16 protein-coding genes and 3 pseudogenes are annotated in these 24,734 nt (G+C 69.7%); 11 read left to right on the forward strand and 8 right to left on the reverse strand.

The window, feature by feature from the left end; genetic code table 11:
* The first annotated feature begins 167 nt into the window (after nucleotides 1–167).
* From AB0I51_RS33125 to AB0I51_RS33140, 4 genes are all read left to right on the forward strand, one after another.
* Nucleotides 168–953, forward strand: coding sequence for an IclR family transcriptional regulator (locus tag AB0I51_RS33125; RefSeq protein WP_362981576.1), 786 nt, complete (start codon nucleotides 168–170; stop codon nucleotides 951–953).
* Between the two features lie 131 nt (nucleotides 954–1,084).
* Nucleotides 1,085–3,139, forward strand: coding sequence for an NADH:flavin oxidoreductase (locus AB0I51_RS33130; RefSeq protein WP_362981578.1), 2,055 nt, complete (start codon nucleotides 1,085–1,087; stop codon nucleotides 3,137–3,139).
* A gap of 50 nt (nucleotides 3,140–3,189) precedes the next feature.
* A complete protein-coding gene (locus tag AB0I51_RS33135) occupies nucleotides 3,190–4,443 on the forward strand; it encodes an aromatic ring-hydroxylating dioxygenase subunit alpha (protein ID WP_362981580.1) in 1,254 nt (417 codons plus the stop codon).
* A complete protein-coding gene (locus tag AB0I51_RS33140) occupies nucleotides 4,440–5,474 on the forward strand; it encodes a hybrid-cluster NAD(P)-dependent oxidoreductase (RefSeq protein ID WP_362981582.1) in 1,035 nt (344 codons plus the stop codon). Before AB0I51_RS33135 ends, AB0I51_RS33140 begins: the two co-directional genes overlap by 4 nt.
* Nucleotides 5,475–5,513: 39 nt before the next feature.
* On the opposite strand, the gene AB0I51_RS33145 is transcribed toward AB0I51_RS33140, so the two are convergent.
* The 7 genes and pseudogenes from AB0I51_RS33145 to AB0I51_RS33175 all read right to left on the reverse strand — a co-directional run bounded on the left by AB0I51_RS33145 (nucleotide 5,514) and on the right by AB0I51_RS33175 (nucleotide 14,173).
* The gene (locus tag AB0I51_RS33145) at nucleotides 5,514–6,023 is read right to left on the reverse strand and encodes an O-acetyl-ADP-ribose deacetylase (protein WP_362981584.1); all 510 of its coding nucleotides are present in this window, start codon (nucleotides 6,021–6,023) and stop codon (nucleotides 5,514–5,516) included.
* Nucleotides 6,020–7,429, reverse strand: coding sequence for an NAD(P)/FAD-dependent oxidoreductase (locus tag AB0I51_RS33150; protein ID WP_362981586.1), 1,410 nt, complete (start codon nucleotides 7,427–7,429; stop codon nucleotides 6,020–6,022). Before AB0I51_RS33150 ends, AB0I51_RS33145 begins: the two co-directional genes overlap by 4 nt.
* A 109-nt stretch (nucleotides 7,430–7,538) precedes the next feature.
* Nucleotides 7,539–8,381: an inositol monophosphatase family protein gene (locus tag AB0I51_RS33155; RefSeq protein ID WP_362981588.1), complete on the reverse strand. Its 843-nt coding sequence runs from the start codon at nucleotides 8,379–8,381 to the stop codon at nucleotides 7,539–7,541.
* Nucleotides 8,382–8,502: 121 nt separating this feature from the next.
* Entirely contained in the window at nucleotides 8,503–10,305 is a 1,803-nt protein-coding gene (locus tag AB0I51_RS33160; RefSeq protein WP_362981590.1) for a gamma-glutamyltransferase, read from the reverse strand.
* Between the two features lie 289 nt (nucleotides 10,306–10,594).
* Nucleotides 10,595–10,714 (reverse strand): annotated as a pseudogene (locus tag AB0I51_RS33165) (IS5/IS1182 family transposase); the annotation flags it as partial.
* Nucleotides 10,715–10,881: 167 nt separating this feature from the next.
* Nucleotides 10,882–11,188, reverse strand: a pseudogene (locus AB0I51_RS33170) (transposase family protein); the annotation flags it as partial.
* A gap of 435 nt (nucleotides 11,189–11,623) precedes the next feature.
* Nucleotides 11,624–14,173 carry a GH32 C-terminal domain-containing protein gene (locus AB0I51_RS33175; protein ID WP_362981592.1) on the reverse strand — a complete coding sequence of 850 codons (2,550 nt, stop codon included), beginning with the start codon at nucleotides 14,171–14,173 and terminating at the stop codon, nucleotides 11,624–11,626.
* Between the two features lie 335 nt (nucleotides 14,174–14,508).
* Between AB0I51_RS33175 and AB0I51_RS33180 the strand changes: the two genes are divergently transcribed.
* The 7 genes from AB0I51_RS33180 to AB0I51_RS33210 all read left to right on the forward strand — a co-directional run bounded on the left by AB0I51_RS33180 (nucleotide 14,509) and on the right by AB0I51_RS33210 (nucleotide 24,343).
* Nucleotides 14,509–15,510: a LacI family DNA-binding transcriptional regulator gene (locus AB0I51_RS33180; protein ID WP_362981594.1), complete on the forward strand. Its 1,002-nt coding sequence runs from the start codon at nucleotides 14,509–14,511 to the stop codon at nucleotides 15,508–15,510.
* A gap of 236 nt (nucleotides 15,511–15,746) precedes the next feature.
* Nucleotides 15,747–16,754, forward strand: a complete 1,008-nt coding sequence (locus AB0I51_RS33185; protein ID WP_362981596.1) for a LacI family DNA-binding transcriptional regulator — start codon at nucleotides 15,747–15,749, stop codon at nucleotides 16,752–16,754.
* A gap of 494 nt (nucleotides 16,755–17,248) precedes the next feature.
* On the forward strand, nucleotides 17,249–18,547 hold the full coding sequence (locus AB0I51_RS33190) for an extracellular solute-binding protein (protein ID WP_362981598.1): 1,299 nt from the start codon (nucleotides 17,249–17,251) through the stop codon (nucleotides 18,545–18,547).
* Nucleotides 18,548–18,590: 43 nt separating this feature from the next.
* Complete coding sequence (locus AB0I51_RS33195) at nucleotides 18,591–19,568, forward strand: sugar ABC transporter permease (RefSeq protein WP_362981600.1); 978 nt, start codon at nucleotides 18,591–18,593, stop codon at nucleotides 19,566–19,568.
* Nucleotides 19,569–19,574: 6 nt separating this feature from the next.
* Entirely contained in the window at nucleotides 19,575–20,462 is an 888-nt protein-coding gene (locus AB0I51_RS33200) for a carbohydrate ABC transporter permease (RefSeq protein ID WP_362981602.1), read from the forward strand.
* 142 nt (nucleotides 20,463–20,604) lie between these two features.
* Nucleotides 20,605–22,824, forward strand: a complete 2,220-nt coding sequence (locus tag AB0I51_RS33205; protein ID WP_362981604.1) for a glycoside hydrolase family 3 N-terminal domain-containing protein — start codon at nucleotides 20,605–20,607, stop codon at nucleotides 22,822–22,824.
* A 67-nt stretch (nucleotides 22,825–22,891) separates the two neighbouring features.
* Nucleotides 22,892–24,343: a glycoside hydrolase family 32 protein gene (locus tag AB0I51_RS33210; RefSeq protein WP_362981606.1), complete on the forward strand. Its 1,452-nt coding sequence runs from the start codon at nucleotides 22,892–22,894 to the stop codon at nucleotides 24,341–24,343.
* Between the two features lie 317 nt (nucleotides 24,344–24,660).
* On the opposite strand, the pseudogene AB0I51_RS33215 reads toward AB0I51_RS33210, so the two are convergent.
* Nucleotides 24,661–24,734 (reverse strand): annotated as a pseudogene (locus tag AB0I51_RS33215) (DUF742 domain-containing protein); the annotation flags it as partial.

Genomic DNA, 24,734 nt, shown 5'->3' on the forward strand with positions numbered 1-24,734 from the left:
CGGCCCCGGCCCCCACCACCCCCTCCCTTCCCTGGTCGGGCCGCCCGCCCGGATTTCGGGGCCGACGGCCGGGGGGGGCGGTGCGGTCGGCCGACCGCACCGCCACCCCCTTCGTGGCCGGAGCAGAGGCTCGCGGCCGGTGCCTTCCCCTCGACTACCCTTCCGCCATGACCAGCAGCGGAAGCCGCCCACGTGATCACTCGGTGCAGTCCGTCGACCGGGCGGTGTCGATCCTCCAGGTGCTGGCCACGCGGGGCCCCAGTGGCGTGACCGAGATCGCCGAGGAAATCGGCATCCACAAGTCGACCGTGTTCCGGCTGCTGGCGACCCTGGAGTCACGAGGCCTGGTCGAGCAGGACACCGAGCGGGGGCGGTACCGCATCGGGTACACGATGGTCGAACTCGCCGCCGGGGCGAGCAAGGTGAACGACCTGTCACTGCTGAGCCGTCCCGTCTGCCAGGAACTGGCCGCGGCCGTGGGCGACACGGTGAACGTGGCGATCCATGACGGACACGACGTGATCACCATCGACCAGGCGATCGGCGCGGCGGCGATCACGAGCATCGACTGGGTCGGCCGGCGCGCCCCGCTGCACGCCACCGCGGCGGGCAAGCTCTTCCTTGCGCACATGACGCCCGACCAGGTCGCGGAGATCTTCGCCAGGGGGGCGGAGAAGTACACCCCGCACACCATCGTCGACCCGACGACCCTCACGGCGGCGCTGGAGACGATCCGCGAGCGGGGCTACGCCACCACGAGCGAGGAGCACGAGATCGGACTGGCCGCCATCGCCGCACCGATCCGTGCGCTGGACGGCAGGATCATCGCGGCCGTGACCCTGTCCGGACCGACCTTCCGCCTCAACGAGGACACCGTGCCCGGCCTCGCGGAACAACTGCTGGCAGCCGCCGCGAAGATCTCCTGGCGCCGGGGCCACGTGAAACGCGGATGAGCGCTGCGCGCACGGCGAGTTAACACGGCGGGCTATTGACGGCTGGGGATTCCCAGCTCCACCATTTGTCTCGTATGGCGATGCTGTTTTGCATCGCGAAACAGCGCCCCAGCACCCTTCGAGGAGCAGCCGTGCCCTCAGCCACCCTGGATCCCCTGCTCCAGCCCTTCCGGCTCAAGCACCTCACCCTGCGCAACCGCGTGGTCAGCACCTCCCACGAACCGGCGTTCGGCGAGGACGGCATGCCCAAGGACCGCTACCGGGCCTACCACGTGGAGAAGGCGCGCGGCGGGGCCGGTCTCACGATGATCGGCGGCTCGGCGGTCGTCTCGCCCGACAGCCCGCCGGCGTTCGGCAACCTGCTCCTGTACCGCGACGACATCGTCCCGTGGCTGCGCCGGCTCACCGACGACGTGCACGAGGCCGGGGCCGCCGTCATGTGTCAGGTCACCCATCTCGGCCGCCGCACAAGCAACTTCACCGGCGACTGGCTCCCGGTGGTGTCCGCCTCACCGCTGCGCGAACCCGCGCACCGCGCCTTCCCGAAGGCCGCCGAGTCCTGGGACCTGGACCGGATCGTCGCCGACTACGCTTCCGCGGCGGTCCGTTGCCGGGAGGGCGGTCTCGACGGCATCGAACTGGAGGCGTACGGCCACCTGTTGGACAGCTTCCTCTCCCCCGCGACCAACCACCGCGACGACGAGTGGGGCGGCGGGCTGGAGAACCGCATGGCGTTTCCGCGCCGGGTGATCCGGGCGGTGCGCGAAGCCGTCGGCCCGGACTTCGTCGTCGGGATCCGGATGTCGCTGGACGAAGCACAACGTGGCGGCCTCACCTTCGACGAGGCGATCACCGCCGCCCGGCAGTACACCGCCGACGGCATCGACTTCATCAGCACCATCCACGGCTCCATCGAGCGGGACGCGTCCCTGGCGAAGGCCATCCCGTCCATCGGCACCCCGCTCGGCCCGTACCTGGACTTCACCGGCGAGGTCAGGCGACGCCTCTCCGTCCCCGTGATGCACGCGGCCCGCATCGCCGACGTCGCCACCGCGCGGCACGCCCTGCGCGAAGGACTGCTCGACCTGGTCGGCATGACCCGCGCGCAGATCGCCGACCCACACCTGGTCGCCAAGGTGAAGGCCGGCCAGGAGGACCGCATCCGGCCCTGTGTCGGGGCGAGTTACTGCCTCGACGCGATCTACGACTCCGGCGACACCAAGTGCGTCCACAACCCGTCCGCCGGCCGCGAACTCCGCCTGCCTCACATCGTCCCCCTCACAACCGGCCGCCACAGGAAGGCAGTTGTCGTCGGAGCGGGACCGGCCGGCCTGGAAGCGGCGCGGGTGCTGGGCGAACGCGGCCACGACGTCGTCCTGTTCGAGGCGAGCGACCAGCCCGGCGGCCAGATCAGGCTCGCCGCGTCGAACCCGCGCCGGGCCGACCTGATCCAGATCGTCGACTGGCGCCTCGCCGAGTGCAAGATTCTCGGCGTCGACATACGCCTGGGCACGTACGCCGAGGCCGACGACGTCCTCACCGAACACCCCGACCTCGTGATCGTCGCCACCGGAGGCATGCCCAACCGCAGCTTCCTCAGCGCCGGCGAGGACCTGGTGTCCGACACCTGGGACGTGATGACGGGCTCACTGCGACGCCCGCACGGCGAGATCCTGGTCTACGACGACCACGGCGGCCACCCGGCCATGGACGCCGTCGAGGTCCTCACGGCGTCGCCCGGCCTCCGGATCGAGTACGTCACCCCGGAGCGCGCCCTCGCCCCCGACGTCGGCAGCATGAACTCCCCTGCCTACCTGAGGGCGTTCACCACGCACGAGGTCACCGTCACGCTCGCCCGGCGACTGCGCTCCGTGCGCCGCACCGGGGACGGACGGCTGGCCGCGACCCTCTACAGCGAGTACACCGAGACCGAGACCGAGCGAATCGTGGACCACGTGATCGTGGAGCACGGGACCCTGCCGACGGACGAGTTGTACGTCGAACTCCTCCCCGGCTCGACCAACCTCGGCGAGGTCGACCACCGCGCCCTGCTGGCGAACGAGCAGCAGTCCGTGGTCCGCAACGAGGCGGGCCGCCACCAGCTCTTCCGCATCGGCGACGCCGTCGCATCCCGCAACATCCACGCCGCGATCCACGACGCGCTGCGGTTGTGCCTGCCGGCCTGAGCGCCGCCCCCGTCCTGACGTCAACTCCCCAGCCGTACCGGAGAGATGAGATGAAGCAAGCGACCCCCGACGTCGGCGACCTCGTTGCCCGACGTCCCGCCGGTCAGAGCCTCGAAGCCCCGTTCTATGTCGGCGAGGAGTTCTTCGACCTCGACATCGAGGCCGTGTTCGCCCGGAGTTGGCTGTTCGTGGCCGCCGAGGCGGAGCTTCCCGAGCCCGGCGACTATGTGACGGTCGACCTCGGGTCGTACTCCATCATCGTCGTCCGCGACGACGACGAGGACGTCCGGGCCTTTCACAACGTCTGCCGCCACCGCGGGGCGCGCATCCTCAACGAGGAGCGCGGCTCAGTGGGCAACATCGTCTGCGGATACCACCGTTGGACGTACGGCGTGAACGGCAGGCTGCTGTACGCCGAGTCCCAGGCGCCCGGCTTCGACCCGTCCTGCTTCGGGCTGCGGTCCGTGCACGCGCGCACGGTGGCCGGGCTGGTCTTCGTCTGCCTCGCCCAGGAACCGCCGGAGGACTTCGACGAGGTCGCCGCCCGCATCGCGCCGTACCTCGCACCGCACCGCCTGGCCGAGGCGAAGGTCGCCACCCAGATCGACCTGGTGGAGAACGGCAACTGGAAGCTGACCATGGAGAACAACCGGGAGTGCTACCACTGTGTGGGCCATCCCGAGCTCCAGGCCTGCTACTTCCCCATCTACGGCTACCAGGAGAAGGACATCCCGCCCGCGCTGCGCCCCGCCTACGAGCGCTTCCTCGTGGCGGACGCCGAGGCCCGCGAGACCTACGACTCCCTGGGCCTGCCCTACGCCGAGATCGAGGAACTGGACACCCGGCCCACCGGTTTCCGCATCCAGCGCGAACCACTCGACCTCGCCGGGGAGTCATACACCCCGGACGGCACGGCCGCGTGCGGGCGGCTGTTGGCGGACTTCCCAACCGCCCGCCTGGGCCGCCTGTCCATGCACATCCAGCCGAACTCCTGGTTCCACTTCATGGCCGACCACGCGATCACGTTCTCCGTGATTCCGCTCGGCCCGGACCGCACCCTCGTCCGCACCACCTGGCTCGTGCACGCCGACGCCGTCGAGGGGATCGACTACGACCTCGACACCCTCACAAAGGTGTGGAAGGCCACGAACGACCAGGACGCGGTGCTGGTCGCCCGCGCCCACCAGGGCATCAGCAGCCCGGCCTATCTGCCGGGCCCGTACGGCCCGACGGAGGAGCAGGTCGAGGCGTTCGTCAACTGGTACGTGACCCGGCTCGAGGCACACCTGGAGCTTCTGCCATGAGCGAGACCGAGGAACTGCTGGTCTGCCGTCAGGTGCACCCGCTCACGCACGACGTCTCCACGTTCGTCTTCGAGTACGCCGAACCCCGGCTGTTCCGGCACGACCCGGGCCAGTTCCTGACGCTGACCCTCGACATCGACGGCCGACCGGTGCGGCGCTGCTACACCATCTCCTCACCACCCACCCGCCCCTTCCTGGTCTCGATCACGGTGAAGCGCATACCGGGCGGGCTCGCGTCGAACTGGCTGCACGACCACCTCGGGCCGGGCGACACCGTACGGGCGCACGGACCGCTCGGCGACTTCTCCACGGCCCGGCATCCGGCGCCCAAGTACCTCTTCCTGTCCGGGGGCGTCGGCGTGACGCCGTCGATGGCGATGACCAGGACGCTGTACGACCTCGCCGACCCCGCCGACGTGGTGTTCGTACACAGCGCGCGCACCCCGGCGGACATCGTCTTCCGCCACGAACTCGATCTCATCGCCGCAACCGCGCCCAACATCCGAATCGTCCACATCTGCGAGGAGGACCGCCCGTACGCCCCCTGGGGCGGACACCGCGGCCGGCTCACGATCGAGACACTCCGGCAGATCGCGCCCGACTTCCTCGAACGGGAGGTCTTCACCTGCGGCCCCGCCCCCTACATGGCCGCCGTACGGCGCATGCTGTCGCAGGCGGGCCTCGACACGGATCATTACCACGAGGAGAGCTTCACCTTCGAGACACCGGCCGGACAGGCCGGCGCCTCGTCCGCCACCGCTGCGGACACCGGTTTCAAGGTCGAGTTCACCCGCAGCGGACGCACCATCGAGTGCGACGCCGGCACCTCGCTCCTCGCCGCCGCGTCCAGAGCCGGCCTCAGCCTGCCGGCCTCGTGCGCGCAGGGCATGTGCGGCACCTGCAGGACGAGCCTGCTCTCCGGCTCCGTCGACATGCAGCACAACGGGGGCATCCGTCCACGCGAGATCGCCCAGAACAAGATCCTGCTCTGCTGCTCGAAGCCGCTGGAGGACGTCGTGATCGACGCGTGAGGACCGTCCTCCACCAGGCAGACGGGCCACGACCGCCGGTCAGCGCGCCTGCCGACCGAACGCCTTGTACGCGGCCTCGTCGAACAGTACGAACGTGACCTCCTCGACCGACGTCTTCGCCGCCCGTACCGTCTCCACCGCGATCCGCGCCGCGTCGTCCATCGGCCAGCCGTAGATCCCGGCGGAGACGGCGGGGAACGCGACCGTACGGGCGCCGAGTTCGTCGGCGACGCGCAGCGACTCCCGGTAGCAGGAGGCGAGTTGGTCCGAGCGGTCCTCCTCGCGGGAGTGCACGGGGCCCACGGTGTGGATCACCCACTGGGCGTCCAGTTCGCCCGCCGTCGTCGCGACCGCCCGGCCGGTGCGCAGCCCCTTGCCGTAGTGGGAGGCGCGGAGTTTTCGGCAGGCCTCCAGGATCGCGGGGCCGCCCCGGCGGTGGATTGCGCCGTCCACGCCTCCACCGCCCAGGAGCGAGGAGTTGGCCGCGTTGACGATCGCGTCGGCACTCTGGCGGGTGATGTCGCCCTGGACGAACTTGATGGTGGTCATGACTGCCTCAGTCTGCGCCAGACGGCCTTCGCCGCGTTGTGTCCCGACATGCCGTGCACTCCGGGTCCTGGCGGGGTCGCCGAGGAGCAGATGAAGACGGCCGGGTGCGGGGTGCCGTACGGGGAGAGGGAGAGTCTGGGGCGCAGCAGGATCTGGAGTCCGGAGACCGCGCCGGTGCCGATGTCGCCGCCGACGTAGTTGGCGTTGCGCGCGGCGAGTTGGGGTGGTCCCGCGGTCGCGCGGGCGAGGACGCGGTCGCGGAAGCCCGGGGCGAAGCGCTCCAGTTGGCGTTCCAGGGCGTCCGTGAGGTCGCCGGTCCAGCCGCTCGGGACATGGCCATAGGCCCAGAAGACCTGCTTGCCCGCCGGGGCCCGGGTGGGGTCGACGACGCCGGGCTGCACGGTGATCATGAAGGGCCGGTCGGGGGCGCGATTCTCGCGGGACGCGGCGCGCAGGGCGTTGCCGATCTCCGTGCTGTCGGCGCCGATCTGCACGGTGCCTGCGGTGCGTGCCTCCTTCGCGGTCCAGGGCACGGGGCCGTCGAGGGCGTAGTCGATCTTGAAGGCCCCGGGGCCGTAGCGGTAGTTCTCGTAGTAATTACCGAGGCCCGCGATCTTCGCCAAGGCCGTGGGCGAGGTGTCGAAGACGTAGGCGCGGGCCGGAGGGAGGTCGTCGAGGCGCTTGACCTCGTAGTCGGTGTGGATCTCGCCGCCGAGGTCCTTCAGGTAGGCGGCCAGCGCGTCCGAGATGGACTGGGAGCCACCGCGGGCCACCGGCCAGCCGCGCGCGTGTGCCGCGAGGGCGAAGACCAGGCCGATCGCGCCGGTGGCGAAGCCGTTGAGCGGGGCCATGACATGGCCGACCAGTCCGGCGAACAGGGTCTTGGCGCGCTCGTCACGGAAGCGGCTGGTCAGCCAGGTCGACGGGGGCAGACCGGCCAGACCGAAGCGGGCGAGGGTGACCGGGTCGCGGGGCAGTGAGGTGAGCGGCAGGGACATGAAGTCGCGGACCAGGGTGTCCCACTTGGGGAGGAAGGGCTCGACCAGCCTGCGGTACGTCCCCGCGTCGCGCGGTCCGAAGGAGGCGGCCGTCTCCGCGACCGAGCGGGACAGCACGGCCGCGCTGCCGTCGGTGAACGGGTGCGCCATGGGCAGCTCGGCGTGCAGCCACTCCAGGCCGTACCGCTCCAGGGGCAGAGCGCGGAACGCGGGCGAGTTGATGCCCAGCGGGTGCGCCGCCGCGCAGGGGTCGTGCCGGAAGCCGGGGAGGGTGAGTTCCTCGGTGCGGGCGCCGCCGCCGACGGTGTCCCGTGCCTCGAAGATGGCCACGGAGAATCCGCGCCGGGCCAGCTCCACGGCAGCCGTCAGTCCGTTCGGCCCCGCACCCACTACGACCGCATCGAGCATCGACGGCACCTTCGGACCCCTTCGTCAGCCGATGGCAACTCAGGGTCAGGATATGCCGCGGGACCGACAACGCCGGGGTCAGCCCGTCCAGTGTGCGGAACCCGTGACCCTACGACGCCCGCAGCAGTTCCACGACGCGCCGGGCCGTCGCCGCGTCCCGGGCCGCGGTGAACGGCAGTGCGTTGCCGCCCGTGATACGGAAGGGCTCGCCGGTGAGCGTGAGGTGGGCGCCGCCCGCCTCCTCGACGAGGAGCAGGCCCGCCGCGTGGTCCCAGGCGGCCTCCCAGGAGAAGGCCGTGGCGTCCAACTCACCCCGGGCGATGGCCAGATACTCCAGTCCGGCCGAGCCGCAAGGGCGCGTGCGCACCCCGTCCGCCCACAGACCGAGCAGCGCGCGCTTCTGGGAGTCCGTCGTGTAGTCGGGGTGGGAGGTGGCCACATCCAGGTCCCGGGCGGGGTCAGGGGCACCCGGGTGCAGCCGGACGCCGTCGAGGAAGGCACCGCCGCCCTTCACCGCCGTGGCCAGTTGGCCGCGGGCGGGGGCGTAGGTCCAGGAGGCGAGCAGTTCGCCGTGCCGGGCGAGCGCGACCAGCGTGCAGAAGCCGGTCTCACCGCGCACGAACTGGCGGGTCCCGTCGACCGGGTCGACGATCCAGACCGGGGCGTCGCCCTGTATCGCCCCGTAGGTCTCCGGGTCGGCGTGCACCGCTTCCTCGCCGACCACGACGGAGCCGGGCAGGAGGGAGCCGAGCACCTTCGTCAGATACCGCTCGGCGTTGCGGTCGGCGTCCGTGACCAGGTCGTGCGGGCCGCTCTTCTGGTCTATCTCGTGCGCGGCGAGCTGCCGGAAGCGGGGCATGATCTCGGCCGCCGCCGCCCTGCGGATCGCGTCCTCGACGTCGGCCGTGTGCTGTACGAGAAACTCGTCGATGGTTTCAGTGTCTTCGATCATGTCTCCATGAGAGCACGGGCCACTGACAATCCCCACCCGCCCGGTGCACTCCGGCTGGAATCGCCATGAACACCCGGATTCGCGATCGCCGTCCGAATCACCCGGAGCATCAGAGTCCGCGTCACCGTCCGACGGCATACCCCTGCATGCCCCGCGGGTTCGCCGCCGCCGAGAGGATTCCCGCCGCCGGGTCCCGGGCGACCGCGCACAGCCGTCCCTCCGACCAGGCGTCCCCCACGGTCACGTCGTGGCCGCGCCGCCGCAGCTCCTCCACCACCTTCTCGTCCATGCGGGACTCGACGGTCACGCTGCCCGGTCGCATGCCGCGCGGGTAGAAGGAGCCGGGGAAGCTGTCGTTGTGCCAGTTCGGGGCGTCGATCGCGCCCTGGAGGTCGAGCCCGCCTCGTGTCTTCGCGCGCGTGGCGACCGCCAGGAAGAAGTGCAGCTGCCACTGGTCCTGCTGGTCCCCGCCGGGCGTGCCGAAGGCCAGGACCGGCTCTCCGTCGCGCAGGGCGATCGACGGGGTGAGTGTGGTGCGCGGACGGCGGCCCGGCGCAAGGGAGTTGGGCAGCCCTGACTCAAGCCAGGCCATCTGCAGCCGGGTGCCCAGGGGGAAGCCCAGCTCGGGCACCACCGGGTTGGACTGGAGCCAGCCGCCACTGGGCGTGGCCGCGATCATGTTGCCCCAGCGGTCGACGACGTCGAGGTGGCAGGTGTCGCCCCGGGTACCGCCGTCGGCCGGGACCCGCGCGACGGTCGGCTCCCCCGCCCCCATCGGGTCGAACCCGGACTCCGGGGGTGCCACCACGCGCGCGTGCCCGCTCAGCCGTGGAACACGCCCTCCGGGACTGCCGGGCCGCAGCTCGTACGACGCCTTCTCGCCGATCAGTTCCCGCCGCGCCGCGTTGTAGTCCGCCGACAGCAACTCCTCCAGCGGTACGGCCTCTTCGCCCGCGTCTCCGTACCAGGCCTCCCGGTCGGCCATCGCGAGCTTGCAGCCCTCGATCAGGAGGTGGACGAAGTCGGCGGATCCGCAGGCGGGCAACTCGGCGGGAAGGAGAGCGAGTTGCTGGAGGAACGCCGGTCCCTGGCTCCAGGGGCCGGCCTTGCAGAGTGTCCAGCCGTTCCAGTCGTACGTCGCCGGGGCCTCGTAGGACGCGGACCAGGAGGCGAGGTCGGCGGCCGTGAGGGTGCCGGTGTGGCGCTCGCCGCTGGTGTCCATGGTGGGCCGCCCGGACTGACGTACCAGGGCCTCGGCGATGAAGCCCGACCGCCACACCGCCCGCGCCGCCTCGATCCGGGCCTCCCGGTCCCCCGCTCCGGCGACCTCGTCGAGCAGCCGCTTCCAGGTGGCGGCGAGGGCGGGGTTGCGGAACAGCTCGCCGGGGCGGGGCGCCTTCCCGCCGGGCAGGTACACGTCCGCCGACGAGGTCCACTCCGTCTCGAAGAGTGCCCGTACGGTCTCGACGGTCGCGCCGACGTTCTCCACGCACGCGTGCCCGTCCTCGGCATATCCGATGGCGTACTTCAGGACGTCGGCGAGGGACCTGGTGCCGTGGTCGCGGAGCAGCAGCATCCAGGCGTCGAAGGCGCCGGGGACGGCCGCCGCGAGGGGTCCCGTACCGGGTACGAGGTCCAGACCGAGTCTCCTGTAGTGGTCGATCGTGGCTCCGGCGGGGGCGACGCCCTGTCCGCACAGCACCCGGACCTCGCCGCCGGCCGGGGCGAGCAGGATGGGCACCTCGCCGGCCGGGCCGTTGAGGTGCGGCTCGACGACATGCAGCACGAAGGCCCCGGCGACGGCCGCGTCGTAGGCGTTGCCGCCGTCCTCCAGGACGGCCATCGCGGACTGCGAGGCCAGCCAGTGGGTGGAGGACACCATCCCGAAGGTGCCCTGGAGGGTGGGGCGAGTTGTGAATTGCATATCTGACCTCGGTGTTTGTCTGTGTTGGTCGGCTACCCCGACCCTGAAATCGGCCGTGGGGAGAATCTGGGGAGAATGAGCGCGAGGCCATCTCCTCCGGGTAAACCGTTACTCCCTCGTTCTTGGACAGGCTGTTGAGGTCCGAAACTGCTGCGCTCGCGGAGTCCACGTGAGCAGCGGACCAGCGCCAACCCGTCTCACAAGGCCAAATGGGTCTTCTTAAGGGCTGTCTCGTAATGATCTTGAGGTCGGTGAGGGCGTAGAGTGCCGCTGTACCGTCCCTTCTCTGTCCGGTGAGGGCGAGATTGTGCAGACGGGCGATGCCGAGCATGGCGTGATGGACGCCGTCGCCCTTGAGCCGGCAATCACGAAGGATCTTCCAGCCCTTCATGCGGGCGAAGGTGTGCTGGCGGGGAACGCCACACCGCAGCTCTCAGGAACCTGTTCAACAAACTGCTCGGCTGCCTCTACCACTGCCTGCAACGCCGCACGCTATTCGACCCCGCTCGTGCCTTCACACCAACCGTGGACCTCGCTGCCTGAGCACCTACTTGACCCACCAGCGACATGAGATGTCTTCGATTGTTCGGCGATCGCGTGGTCGCGGGTGGGCACCAGGGTGCCGTCGACGATGAGGACGGCGTCCTTGCGGAACCGCTTGCGTTGCTGGAACGCGAGCATCGGGCCGAGGTGGTCGATGATCCGGTTCGCGGCCGACTTGGAGATGCCGAACAGCGGGGCCAGCTGGCGCATCGTCAGGTTCGTGCGCCAGTAGGCCGTGACCAGGAGGATGCGATCCTCCGGCGGAAGGCTCCACGGGCGCCCCCGCTGTGGAACTGCTTGCTGTTCGCGCCGTACCACGGTTACAACAGGGCCCCTTCGGTCGCCGGTGTGCTGAGTGGAATCACCACGCCGACGACGAGGGGCCCTGCCTCGTCACCACACCCACTGACCAGCCCATTTCACCCGCCAGCACAGGATGAAAGAGGCTCACTGGGATCGTCCGCAGTCGAGATCAACACGGCAGCCATCGCCGCGATGAGCAAACGCGGCATCGACATCTTCCGCGAGTTCACCAAGCCCTGGACCGACGAGATCGTCCCCGCCGCTGACGTCGTCGTCAGCATGGGCCGCGGCAACGCCTGCCCGGACTTCCCAGCAAGCGCTGCCTCGAATGGACCTGGACGACCCCGTAGGCGAGAACATCGACACCGTCCGGTCGAATCCAGTCCGCGCAGGTCAGCGGGGCGGTTCCCGCGCCGATATCCGCGCGCCGGAAGCCGCTCCCGGCCGTCCGGTGCACGGACCTGAGGGCTCGTCACGGCCAGATGGGCTTCAGCTGCCACGCCTGCATGTGGTCGATGGTGGCGGTGCCGCCTTCGGCGAAGGCCCCGACACCCGTGCTGGTCGGGTCCGGGAAGACCTGGTCGGTGAGGGTGACCTGTTCGCCACGGCTGTTCTGGGCGTAGACCTCGACGGAGGAGGCGTCGACAAGGACGTGCAGGCTCAACCGGCCGCCGTGGAGATCGAGCGGAGCTCGCTGGACGTCGGTGAAGGTCGGGTCGAAGTCGGTGTCGCCTGAGGCGGAGCGGTCGATGTAGACCTCGCCGGTGGCGGTGTCGTAGCCGATGCGGGTGCGCTGCCCACCACCGGTACGGACGTCCAGGCCGAAGCGGTCGGCGGTGCCCGCGGTGAGGTCGGCCTGGAGTTCCTGGCTGCTGCCGCGCACTGCGAGCGGGGTGGTGGTGTTCGCGACGCGCTTGCTGGGCACCCGGGTGCCGGTGCCGCGCAGAGCGGCCAGTTCGCGGACCGGCTGCTGGATCAGCTGGACCCTGCCGTTCACGATCTTCAGGGAGAGCTGGCGGGGGAAGGTGTCGGCGCTGCGCCACGGGCTGGTGGGGATGGCTTGCCCGTAGTTCCAGTTGTTCATCCAGGCAGTCATGACGCGGCGGCCTCCGGGCGCGTCGGTCCACGTGTTGGCGGCGTAGAAGTCGGCGCCGTAGTCGAGCCAGTGGGCGCGCTGGGTGGCGTTCAGGGCGGGCTTGTCGGCGGTGGTGAACTGGTCGGCGAGGACGTGTCCCCAGCCGCCGGAGTTGGCGTCCACGATCTGGATCTGGACCTTCTTGCCCTTGTAGGCGGTGGTGTTGAAGGAGGCCCAGTCGAGGTTCTCGGAGTCGGCGCCGGTGGCACTCCGGACGACCTTGCCGTCGACCAGCAGGTTGACGCCGGTCTCGATGGAGGGGCGCTTCGCCTGGGTGTCGGAGAGGACGACCTGGTCGAGGTTGAGGTGGCCCCAGCCGCCCGTGTTGCCGTCCACGACCTTGATCTGAGCCTGCTTGCCCTGCAGGTCGGACAGGTCCCACGACGCCCAGTTCAGGGCTTCGCCGTTGGACCCGGTGGCGGTGCGCACCACCTTGCCGTCCACGACGAGCTCCACCGCGGTGGGGGCGTCAGAGTCGGCCGGGTGGTAGCCGCCGCCGATGAGGAAGTCCACGTACTTCTTGTGAATGGTGAAGGTCGGCGAGGTGAGCGTGCCGGTGGAGGCGTCGCCGTTCAGGAAGCTGTTGGCGAGGCCGCCTCCGAGGTAGCCGGTGACCTGCCCCTGGCCGGGGAGGGTGCCCTGGGCCGGTCCGGTACCGAAGGCGTCGCCGGTCGTCGTCCAGTCGCCGATGGGGCTGGAGTAGGTGCTGCCCTCGAAGTCGGCGAGGGTTTCACCGGTGGGTGCCGGCTCGTCGCCCAGGACGGCGTCGGGGTCGTACGGGTGGTTGCCGCCGCCGACCTTGAAGTTGATGTAGTTGCCGGTCACAGTGAACTCGGGCGAGGTCAGGGTGCCGGTGGAGGCGTCGCCGGCGTGGAAGCTGTTGGCGAAAGCCTTGCCCTCGAAGCCGGTGACGGTCTGCTGGCCGTCCACCGCCCCGGTCGCCGGCGCGCTGCCGAACGCGTTACCGGTGGCCGTCCAGTCGCCGAACAAGCCGGACTCGAAGTCCTGCACGACAGTGCCGCTCGGCGGGGTGTACGTGTCGGAGTCATCCGAGGTGAACTTCTTGCCGTCGAAGTCGCCGACGAAGTACTGGGCGCCGGAACCGCCCGCGATGCCGCCGGGGTTGAGGTTGACCGCCAGCACCCATTTGGTCTTCTTCGGGTTGCCGTCCACGGGCAGCGGGAACAGGTCCGGGCACTCCCACACACCGCCGGTGGCACCGGCCGGGCCGAAGTCGCTCTGGTGCGTCCAGTGCTTGAGGTCGGGAGAGCTGTAGAAGGAGATCTTGTGTTGGTCGGCGAGGGCGACCGCCATCAGCCAGCTCTTGGTGGGGGCGTACCAGAAGACCTTGGGGTCGCGGAAGTTGGTCGAGCCGATGTCGAGGACCGGGTTGCCCGAGTACTTCTTCCAGGTGGTGCCGCCGTCGGTGCTGTAGGCGAGGGCCTGCTCCTGCTTGCCGGTGGCCTTCTGCGCACTGGTGTAGACGGCGACCAGCGGCGGGTTCTTCTTGGTGCCGAAGCCGGTGGTGTTGTTCTTGTCCAGCACCACACTGCCGGAGAAGATCATCTCCTGGTCGTCCTGGGGGATGGCCACCGGGAGCTGCTTCCAGTGGACCAGGTCGGTGCTGACGGCGTGGCCCCAGGACATGTTGCCCCAGGTGCTGCCGTCCGGGTTGTACTGGAAGAACAGGTGGTACTGGCCCTTGTAGTAGATCAGTCCGTTGGGGTCGTTCATCCAGTTCTGGGCCGGGGTGAAGTGGAACTGGGGCCGGTACTGCTCGTGGTACAGGGTGTCGGCCATGGCCGGGGAGGCGGCGATCAGACCGAGCCCGGACAGGACGGCCAGCGCAGCGAGGAGTCTGCGGCGCGGACGAGTCGTTCTGGACATGGCGGCTCCTTGCAGGCATGCGGGCTTCGGTCCAGCCGTACGGGGACTGGCGCGTGACAAGTGACGCTTGAGGCATGTCGGGTACGGGCAGCGGCTCCGCCGTGGTTCCGTCCGAGGCCATGGGCGGGCCTGCCTGACTGGGACGGCACGGTACCGGCCGTCCCAGTCAGGTCTGGAAACGTTTCGCCGAACGTAGGGGCACCATGTCGCCGAAGTCCAGACCCTGCGCAGGAAAACTCCCGAATGCGAGGATGAGGACGGCTGCACGGTGCCATCGACCACAGGGAGAAACGTTGCCCAGCCAGCAGAACGGCACAGGCCGACGAGCGGCGACCATGCGCGACGTCGCAACCGCCGCCGGAGTGGGGCTCGCCACCGCCTCCCGGGTCGTCAACGGCAAGCCCGTCACTCCTGACCTGGCGGAACGAGTGACGCGCGCGGCCGAGTCGCTCGGCTACCGCCTCGATCTGACGGCCAGCAGCCTGCGTCGGGCCGACCGCCGCACCAGCACCCTCGGCCTGGTCCTGGAGGACGCGGCCAACCCCTTCTCCGCCGCGCTGCACCGCGCGGTGGAGGACGCCGCCACCGAGCGCGGCGTGCTGGTCCTGGCCGGGTCCACCGACGAGGACCCGGTCCGCGAACGCGGCCTGCTCAAGACCTTCACCGGCCGCCGGGTCGACGGCCTCATAGTGGTACCCACCGGACAGGCCGACGCCGACCTCGACGCGGCCCGCCGCGCCGGCACACCCGTCGTCTGCGTGGACCGCCCCACCACAGCGCCGCAGGTGGACGCCGTGACGGTGGACAACCGCGCGGGCCTGCGGGCGGCGGTGAAAAGGCTGCACGCGGCAGGTCACCGGCGCATCGCCTTCCTCGGAGACCTCCGCACCATCTGGACGGCCGAGGAGCGTTACGCCGGGTTCGTGAAGGGGCTGGCGGAGGCGGGGTGCGTCCTGCACCGCTCCCTCGTGAGGCGTGGCCTGCACGGTGCGGAGGCCGCCCAGGAAGCGACCCGAGAACTCCTGGCCCTCGCTCATGCGCCCACCGCGTTCATCTCCGGCCAGAATCTCCTGACCGTCGGGGCCCGCATGGCCCTGCAGGAGCTCCGCCTGCAGCACCGGGTGGCACTGATCGGCTTCGACGACCTGCCGCTGGCCGGCCTCCTCGAACCCGGCATCTCGGTGATCGCCCAGGATCACGCCGCGATCGGCCGGGAAGCCGCCGGCCTGCTGTTCGACCGTCTCGACGGCGAGCGCGGCCCCGCCCGCCACCGCGTGCTCCCCACCCGCTACCTCGCCCGCGGCTCCGGCGAAATCCCCGCCGCAGAGGACCGCTGACGACCGTCTTCGGCACGGCGTCCCGGTACCGACGGGGTGTCCGAGGCTGGGAAATTCTCTGTAAACGAATTGATTCCGACATGTTGACGGGCTGAGCCGCTCGGTGCTTCACTGCCGGAACCGGTACCGAAACCGGTTCCGGAACCGCTACCGGTATCGGTTCCGCGAGTCTCTGTACGATCGGCCCTTCGGTGCGGGAGGACATTCCCGCCGCTGCGTGGAGGAGAGGAGGTGGCATGGGAGTCACCATCGCCGACGTGGCCGCCCGGGCCGGCGTCAGCAAGACGACGGTCTCACGCGTGCTGAACAGCAAGGGCGAGATCAACGAGAACACCGTCTTGAAGGTCCGCAAGGCGATCTCGGAGCTCGGCTATGTGCCGAGCGCCGGGGCTGTAGGGCTCGCTCGCGGCACGACACAGATGATCGGCATGCTGGTCCCTGATCTGGCCTGGGTCTGGTCCGGCATCGTGCAGGCGGTCGTCGACACGCTGGAGAGCGAGGGCTTCGGACTGCGCATGCTGACCTGGAACCGCGGTGAGGAGTCACTGCGCAGGCTGGGTCTGCAGGTCGCTGCCAAGTCGTTCGACGGTCTGCTGGTGATAGAGCCCGAGGGCGCCATGGGCTACATTACGGAACTTCACGAAGCTGGGCTGCCTGTCGTTCTGATAGACGACCGCTTCCAGCGGCCGGGGTTCCCCTACGTGGCCACCACCAACCGGGAGGGGGGTGCGCAGGCGGCGAGGCACCTCCTGGAAATCGGGCGCCGTCGCCCTCTGGTCGTGACCGGCCCGGACGCGTTCGGCTGTACCCGGGAACGACTGGGCGGCTTCGTCGATGTCTATGCGGAAGCCGGGATCGAGATCGACCAACGCAGCATCATCTGCGGCGACTTCCAGTTCGAACGCTGCCGGAGCGCGATCGCAGGCGCTCTCGCGGACGGCCTGGAGTTCGACTCGGTCTTCGCACACAACGACCCCTCGGCGGCCGGCGTGCTCACCGCCCTGCACGAGGCCGGTCTGTGGGTTCCGCAGGATGTCGCCGTGGTGGGCTTCGACGACGTCGAGATGGCCTCGTACACCTATCCGGCACTGACCACCATTCGCCAGCCCATGCGCGAGATGGGGGAGGCGGCGGCGCGTCTGCTGCTGGACCACGTGCGCGGAGTGCCGAAGGCGGCCCCGTCGTGCGTCATTCCCACCAGTCTCGTGGTCCGTGGCTCGACGTTACGGCCGAGCCCGAACTGACGCCATGTCATCGCGATGCGTACGGCGTCGGCGTCCCGTCGAACCGTCCGTCTCCGCCGCTCCTGTCCAGCCCCGCAGGCGGAGACGGACCCCATCCCGACACGGAATGACCCCACCGGACCTCGCGCAGGCCGGTAGGCCGTCCAGCTCAACCTGAAGCCGGTGCACGTACCGGCACGACCGGCCCGTTCGTCTTTCGGCCGGCCCCACCACCCTGCACGCGCAACCGTGTTCACGCGTCACCGCCGAGGTGCCCTTTCCGTCTGCGCCTCCCCGACCCGGCACACCGAGCGACACGCCTGGCCCACCCTCCGCCCGGCCGCTACCGCTCCGGGACGGACGCTCCAGCCGCGACCTGCGGCTGACCGCCGATGCCATGCCACCGCGGACGGTCTCCACTTCACGAGTCGGCCCATCCGGACGCCCGCCCGCTGCCACTCTTCCTCTTCGCCGCCCCCCGGCGCCTGTTTCGCTCAATGGCAAGGAGCCGCACTATGCGTACCCCTACTCGTCACACTGTCAGAACAATCCAGGTCCTGTGCGTCACCGTCACGGCAGCCCTGGTGGCGACCGGCTGTGGCCGCAGCGCCGACTCCGGGCCCGGCACGGACGCCCCCGCGAAGCTGGGCAGCGGCAAGGCCACCGGCAAGGTCGTCATGTGGTCCATGGGTGATCCCGACAAGTCCCTCCAGAGCCTGGCCAAGAAGTTCGAGCAGCAGAACCCCGGCGTGAAGGTCCAGATCACCCCGGTGCCCTGGGCCTCCGCCCACGACAAGCTGACCACCGCCATAGCCGGCGGCAACACACCCGACATGTCCGTGATCGGCACCACCTGGATGGCCGAGATGGCCGGCATGAACGGCTTCCAGGCCACCCCGACGTCGATCAAGTCGTCGGACTTCTACCCGGGTCAGTGGGACACCACGAAGTACAAGGACACCTCCTACGGCGTCCCGTTCATCGCCGACACCCAGGCGGTCTACTACCGCAGCGACCTCGCTGCGAAGGCCGGCATCAAGGGCGCCCCGGCAAGTGACTGGGCCGGTTACCTGAAGGACCTGAAGGCCATCCAGGCCACCGCGGGCAAGCAGAACCCGAAGCTGCGCTACGCCAGCGGGTGGCAGATCGGCTTCAACTCCTGGATCTTCCTGCTGCCGCTGGTCTGGCAGCAGGGCGGCGACATCTACGACCCGAGCACCAAGAAGTTCACCTTCGACTCGCCGGCGGTCGCCAAGGCTCTGGAGTACTACGCGAGCGTCCCGACGGAAGGCTTGGGCCCGACCGACAAGACGGACAGCCTGCAGGCTTTCCAGGACGGGCAGATCGCCGTTTACAAGGACGGCGCGTGGGTCAGCGGCAGCCTCCGCAAAGACGCCCCGAAGCTGGACAGCAAGTGGAAGACCATGCCGCTGCCGAAGGGCAAGCAGGCGGCCGGGTTCGCCGGCGGCAGCGACCTGGCGGTGTTCAAGGACGCCAAGAACTCCGACGCGGCCTGGAAGTTCGCCGAGTTCCTCACCGAACCCGCCAACCTCGCCGCGTACGCGAAGGCAACGGGCTCCCTTCCCGCCACGCCGGGGGCGTGGGACGAGGCGAAGCTGAGCGACGACGCGGCGATGCAGGCGTTCGCCGAGCAGCTGAAGGTCAGCAAGGCGCCGCCCGCCATCACCACCTGGCAGCAGGTCGCCGACGCCATCGACTCCGAGCTGGAGAGGCTGAGCCTCGGCAAGGTCACCGTCGCCCAGGCGCAGCAGGACCTGCAGTCCAAGGCCACCAGCATCGGCACGGGCCGCTGAACGGCCGCCACGTGAGGACCCCTCGTAGGGACGGATGACATCCATGTCCACGAAAACGCTCCCCGGGTGGGGCGACACCCACGAACCGACCACCGCACGGCCCGGGAAGGGTGCCGGTCGCTGGCGACTCGCGGTCCGCAGCACTGCGCGCGGCAGGCAGACCCGGGCCGCGTGGATCCTCGCGGCTCCCTTCTTCGCCCTGTTCCTGGCGTTCATGCTGCTGCCGGTCGTCTGGTCGCTGCTGATGAGCCTGACGGACACGCAGAGCACTGATCTGCGGACCCCGTTGAACGTGTCGTTCACCGGCTTCGACAATTATGTACGGCTGTTTGAGGACGAGCAGTTCGTTCATGCGCTGCGCAACACGGCCGTGTTCGTCCTGGTGGGTCTGCCGTTGACGCTGGCCACCGGGCTGGCCGCGGCGGTCGCCCTCAACAGCGGCATCGGCCGCTTCCGGGCCGTCTTCCGGGTCGGTTTCTATCTGCCGGTGATCACCAGCGTCGTGGCGGTTGCGGTGGTGTGGAAGACGCTGCTGGAGCCGCGGGCGGGGCTGGTGAACACGGTTCTGGGCTGGTTCGGGATCGACGGTCCGGCCTGGCTGGCGGACACCCGGTTCGCTCTCCCCGTCATGATCGTGATGGCGGTGTGGCGCAACCTCGGCACCGTGATGATCATCATGCTGGCGGGTCTGCAGTCCGTGCCCCAGTCCCTGATGGAGGCGGCCGAGCTCGACGGTGCCGGGGCCTGGCAGCGGTTCTGGCGGGTCACCTTCCCACTCCTGCGTCCGGCCCTGCTGCTGACCGCGGTCACGACCGGTATCGGCTATCTGCAGTTCTTCGACGAGCCGTTCGTCATGACCGACGGCGGACCGCTGGACTCCACCCTGTCCGCCACGATGTACGCCTACAACCAGTTCGGCAACGGCAACTACGACGTTGCGTCGGCCGCCGGTTACGTCGTCTTCGTCCTCATCATCGCGCTGACCGTGCTGCAGTTCCGCGTGCTGCGAGACAAGGACTGATGCCCCATGAGCACTCTCTCCGACCTTCGGACGGCCGGGCCGGGCGCGGACCGGATTCTGCGCCGGCGTCGTATCCGGCAGAAATGGGGCCATCCCTGGCTGTATCTGCCGCTGTTCGGCTGCCTGCTGCTGATGGTCACGCCGTTTTTGTGGATGCTCTCCGGCTCCTTCAAGCCTGAGGCGGACATCCGCAAGGTGCCGCCGGTCCTGGTCCCCACCGCGCCGACGCCGGCCAGCTACCGGCAGCTGTTCAGCAGCCTGGACTTCACCACCATGTTCGCCAACTCGGTGATCGTGGCCCTGGCCGTGACGGCAGGCAACCTGCTGTTCTGCTCCATGCTCGGCTACGCCCTGGCCAAGCTGGACTTCCGCGGCCGACGTGCCGTGTTCAGCCTGGTCATCGGCACCCTGATGGTGCCGGGCCTGGTCACGTTCGTACCCCTGTACGTGCTGGTGGCCAACATGAAGCTGACCGGCTCGCTGCTCGGGCTGATCCTGCCGTTCCTGGCGGCCCCGTTCGGGGTGTTCCTGATGCGGCAGTTCATCTCCACCCTGCCCGACGAACTCATCGATGCCGCCCGCGTCGACGGCTGCCGTGAACTGGCCATCTACTGGAAGATCATCCTGCCTCTGACCAGGCCGGCCCTGGCCACGCTGGGGATCATCACCTTCCTGGGCTCCTGGAACAACTTCCTGTGGCCTCTGGTCGTGGCCCAGAACGAGGACCAGTACACCCTTCCCGTCGGCCTCGCCCTGGCCAGCAGCGGACAGGACTTCACCCGCTTCGGCGTCCTCCTCGCCGGCGCTGTCGTCGTCCTGCTCCCCGTGATGGTCGTCTTCCTGCTCTTCCAGCGCCACTTCGTCGCCGGCATCGCCACCACCGGCCTGAAGTGACCTCCCTCGCCTACCCCCGTCGCCTCTCTGGCCCGTAACGACTCATGACTTGGAGAACATAGTGGGACACCCGGTCCGATCTGCTGTGTACCTGGATCCGGACGCGTCCGTGGAAACGAGAACCGAGGACTTGCTGTCCCGGATGACCTTGCAGGAGAAGGTCGGGCAGTTGCTGATGCTCGACGCCCAACACGGGGACCTCGAGGACATCGTGTCGGCCAAGCTGGCCGGGTCGGTCCTGCACGTGACACCGGCGCGGATGCTGGAGGCCATGGAGCGGGCCCAGCGGACACGGCTCGGTATTCCGCTGCTGACAGCCGACGACTGCATCCACGGCCACTCCTTCTGGCCGGGCGCGACCATCTTCCCCACACAGCTCGGCATGGCCTGCACCTGGGATCCCTCTCTGATCCACCGGGTCGCCCGTGCGTCCGCGACCGAGATCTCGACGACCGGGATCCACGGAACGTTCTCCCCGGTGCTGTGCATCACCCGGGACCTGCGCTGGGGCCGGATCAACGAGACGTTCGGCGAAGACCCCTACCTGATAGGCGAGTTGGGGGCCGCGATGGTGCGCGGCTACCAGGGTGAGGGCCTCGGCGACCCGACCGCCGTGCTGGCGTACGCCAAGCACTTCGCGGGCTACTCCGAGACCCTGGGCGGACGTGACGCCAGCGAGGCGGATCTCAGCCCGCGCAAGCTGCGCTCGTGGTTCCTCCCCCCGTTCGAGCGGGCGGCCCGGGCCGGCTGCCGCGCCTTCATGCTGGGCTACCAGTCGATCGACGGGGTACCCATCACCGCCAACGAGTGGCTGATCAACGACGTGCTCAAGGGCGAGTGGGGCTTCACCGGCACGCTGGTGACCGACTGGGACAACGTCGGCCGGATGGTCTACGACCAGCGGACCTGCGCCGACTACGCCGAGGCGGCGGCGGTCGCCGTCAACTCCGGGAACGACCTGATCATGGCCACGCCCGCGTTCTTCGAGGGCGCCCAGGAGGCGGTCGCCCGCGGCCTGGTCGAGGAGAAGCAGATCGACGACGCGGTACGGCGGGTGCTGCGGCTGAAGTTCGAACTCGGGCTCTTCGAGGACCCCCGTGCCCCCGACCCCGAGCGGCAGGCGCAGGTGATCGGCTGCCGGGAGCACGCCGACCTCAACCTCCAGACCGCCCGACGTTCCCTCGTACTGCTGCGCAACGAGGGGATCCTGCCCCTCGACGGCGGGCTGACCGCGGACGGAACCGGCCGTGCCACAGGCCGGGGCACGCCACGCACGATCGCGGTCATCGGCCCCAACGCCGACAGCCCGCAAGCCATGCTCGGCGACTGGGCGGGTGCCACCGGCCAGGTGCCGTGGATGCCCGAAGGACATCCACGCGAGTTGGTGGAGACGGTGCTGGACGGCCTGCGCGCCGTCGTCCCCGCCGACTGGACCGTCACACACGCCCGCGGAGCCGACATCGAAAGCCCCGCCTTGGACCCCGACCAGTGGGTCGCCGGGCCCGACGGCCAACCGCAGCCGCGCGTGTTCCTCCCCGCCCCGGTCGATGAGGCACAGCTTCGGGAGGCCACCGCCGCCGCAGAAGCCGCCGACTACGCCGTCGTGGTCGTGGGGGACACCATTGCCCTCACGGGCGAGGTGCGCTCCACAGCCACCCTCGACCTCCAGGGAGGCCAGATCGCCCTGCTGGACGCGGTCGCCGCCACCGGCACACCCATGATCGTCGTACTGCTGCAGTCCAAGCCGAGCACCCTCCCCGACTCGGCACTGAACGCGGCAGCGCTCGTCGAGGCCTTCAACCCGGGCATGCGCGGCGGCCGTGCCGTCGCCGAACTCCTCCTCGGACTCACCGAACCCGGCGGCCGGCTCCCGGTCTCCTTCGCCCGCCACGTCGGGCAGCAGCCGGTCTACTACAACCAGGTGCGGGGCCAGCACGGCGACCGCTACGCGGACCTCACCCAGGACCCCCTGTTCGCGTTCGGCGAGGGCCTGAGCTACACCACCGTCACCTACTCCGACCTCACCGTGCACGAGGACGAGGTCTCCGCCGACGGCACGGTCCACGCCACGGTACGGCTCACCAACAGCGGAAGCCGTCCGGCCCTGGAGACGGTCCAGGCGTACGTCAGTGACCTGACCACCAGCGTCACTTGGGCCGAGCAGGAGCTGAAGGCGTTCACCCAGGCCGAAGTCCCGCCCGGTGAAACCCTCGCCGTCGGCATCAGCGTCCCTGCCGGACACTGCTCACTCGTCACCGCCGACAACCGTCGCGTGGTCGAACCAGGCGAGTTCATGCTCCGCGTCGGCCCCAGCTCACGACGGGAGCACCAGCTCAGCGCGGGATTCCGCATCCGGGCCTGAGGGCCGGCGCCCGGCTGTCCCCAGGGGCAGCCGGCGGGCCCTGCCCGACATACCGAAAGGCACGCGTGTGTCCACTCCACCCCTCGATCCGCACTACCCCGTCGCGCATCTGCGCCCGCCCCGCAACTGGCTCAACGACCCCAACGGGCTGGCCTTCCACGACGGCTACTACCACGTCTCCTATCAGTACAACCCGTACGGCGCGACACACGCGAACATGCACTGGGGCCACTTCCGCAGTCCCGACCTGCTGAGCTGGGAGCCGCTGCCGATCGCCCTGTCCCCTACATCCGGCGGCGTGGACGGCGACGGCTGCTTCTCCGGCAACGCCGTCTCCGACGGCGACCGGCTGGTCGCCTTCTACTCCGCGCACCTCACAGCGCGCTCCCCCCAGCACCAGCCGGTCACCTGCGCCGTCTCCCACGACGGCGGCACGACCTTCCGCCCGCGAGGCGAACTGCTCATCCCCGAGCTGCCCGAGGGCTGCACCATGTACCGCGACCCGTACGTGTGGCAGGACGGCGACGGCTGGCGGATGCTGGTCGGCGCCGCTCTCGCCGATGGCCGCGCCGCCACCCTCCTGTACGACTCACCCGATCTGGAGACCTGGGCCTACCGAGGGCCCTTGGTGGCCCGTCATCCGGAGCCCATCGGCGGCACCGAGGAGCTCACCGGCGATGGCTGGGAATGCCCTCAGTACCTCCCGGCAGCCGACGGACAGGCCGCCCTCATCTTCAGTACCTGGACCGAACCCACTGGCCCGATGCGCGTCGCAGCCCTGATCGGCGAAGAGCACGACGGCCACTTCAAGGCAGGCGCACCGGTGTGGGCGGACCACGGCCCGGACTGCTACGCACCTGCCCTGCTGCGTGCACCTGGCGGCAGATGGCTGCTGTGGGGCTGGTCCTGGGAAGCACGCGACCAAGCCTGGGCGGTCGCCGGCGGATGGGCCGGCGTCCTCACCGTGCCCCGCGAGATCCATGTCGGCGGCGACGGCACGCTGCGTCAGCGGCCCGCCACCGAGCTGCTCGAGCTGCGCGGTGAGCGCACCGTGCAGGTCGAGGGTGCGACCCATGGCCCGGAGCCAGTGGAACTGGGCAGAGTCGGACGGGCCTTCGACCTGACGGCCCGTCTGGAGCCGACCGGGACCGCCGGCCTGCGGCTGCTCACCACCCCGGACGGCTCCGAATACCTCGACATCCGCCTCGATGCCGAGGCGGGCGAACTGGTCGTCGACCGCGACCACGCCTCGCTGGATACCAGGGCCCGCGGCGGCTCCTACCGGATGCCCTGCCCCACCGGCCGGCCCGTCGATCTGCGCGTGGTCGTCGATCACTCCATCGCCGAGGTCTTCCTGACCACCACCGGCCAGGTCCTCACCCTGCGCTTCTACCCGACAGGGCACGGACCTTGGCGCCTGCAGGCCCGCACCGCACCAGGTGCGAGCTTCGCCTTCGCGGTCGACGCGTGGCAGCTGCACCCGCTCGTGATCAAGGAGCCGAGCACCGGCGCCGCGTAGTCGGCAGGCACTGACGCCGACGGCGTCGCCCTGGAGCCGACTCGAAGCCGCTCCCCCTCCCCCCACCTGGCTTTCAAGCACCCGACACACAGGTCCGAAGGAGGATCTTCGATGAGCTCGTACGGTCTCGGACGACGCCAGTTCCTCACCACCGCCATCGGCGTCGCCGCCGCCTGGACGCAGGTTTCCGAAGACGCCGTCGCCGCCCCGCAGCGGGAGGAAGCCTCGCACGGCAACTCCGTGCGTGTCTGGCTGACAGACGTCTCGGCAGAGAAATGGGTCGCTCCTCAAAGGGCCGTGCGCTTCGAGACGAAGCTCAGCGCTGCCGGGTCGGCCGTGGTGCTGATCAGTGCCTCGATGGCGAGCTGATAGCGCGGCCGGGTCCGGCCGC

Origin of the sequence: Streptomyces sp. NPDC050549 (assembly GCF_040655035.1) — a bacterium.
Lineage (GTDB): Bacteria > Actinomycetota > Actinomycetes > Streptomycetales > Streptomycetaceae > Streptomyces.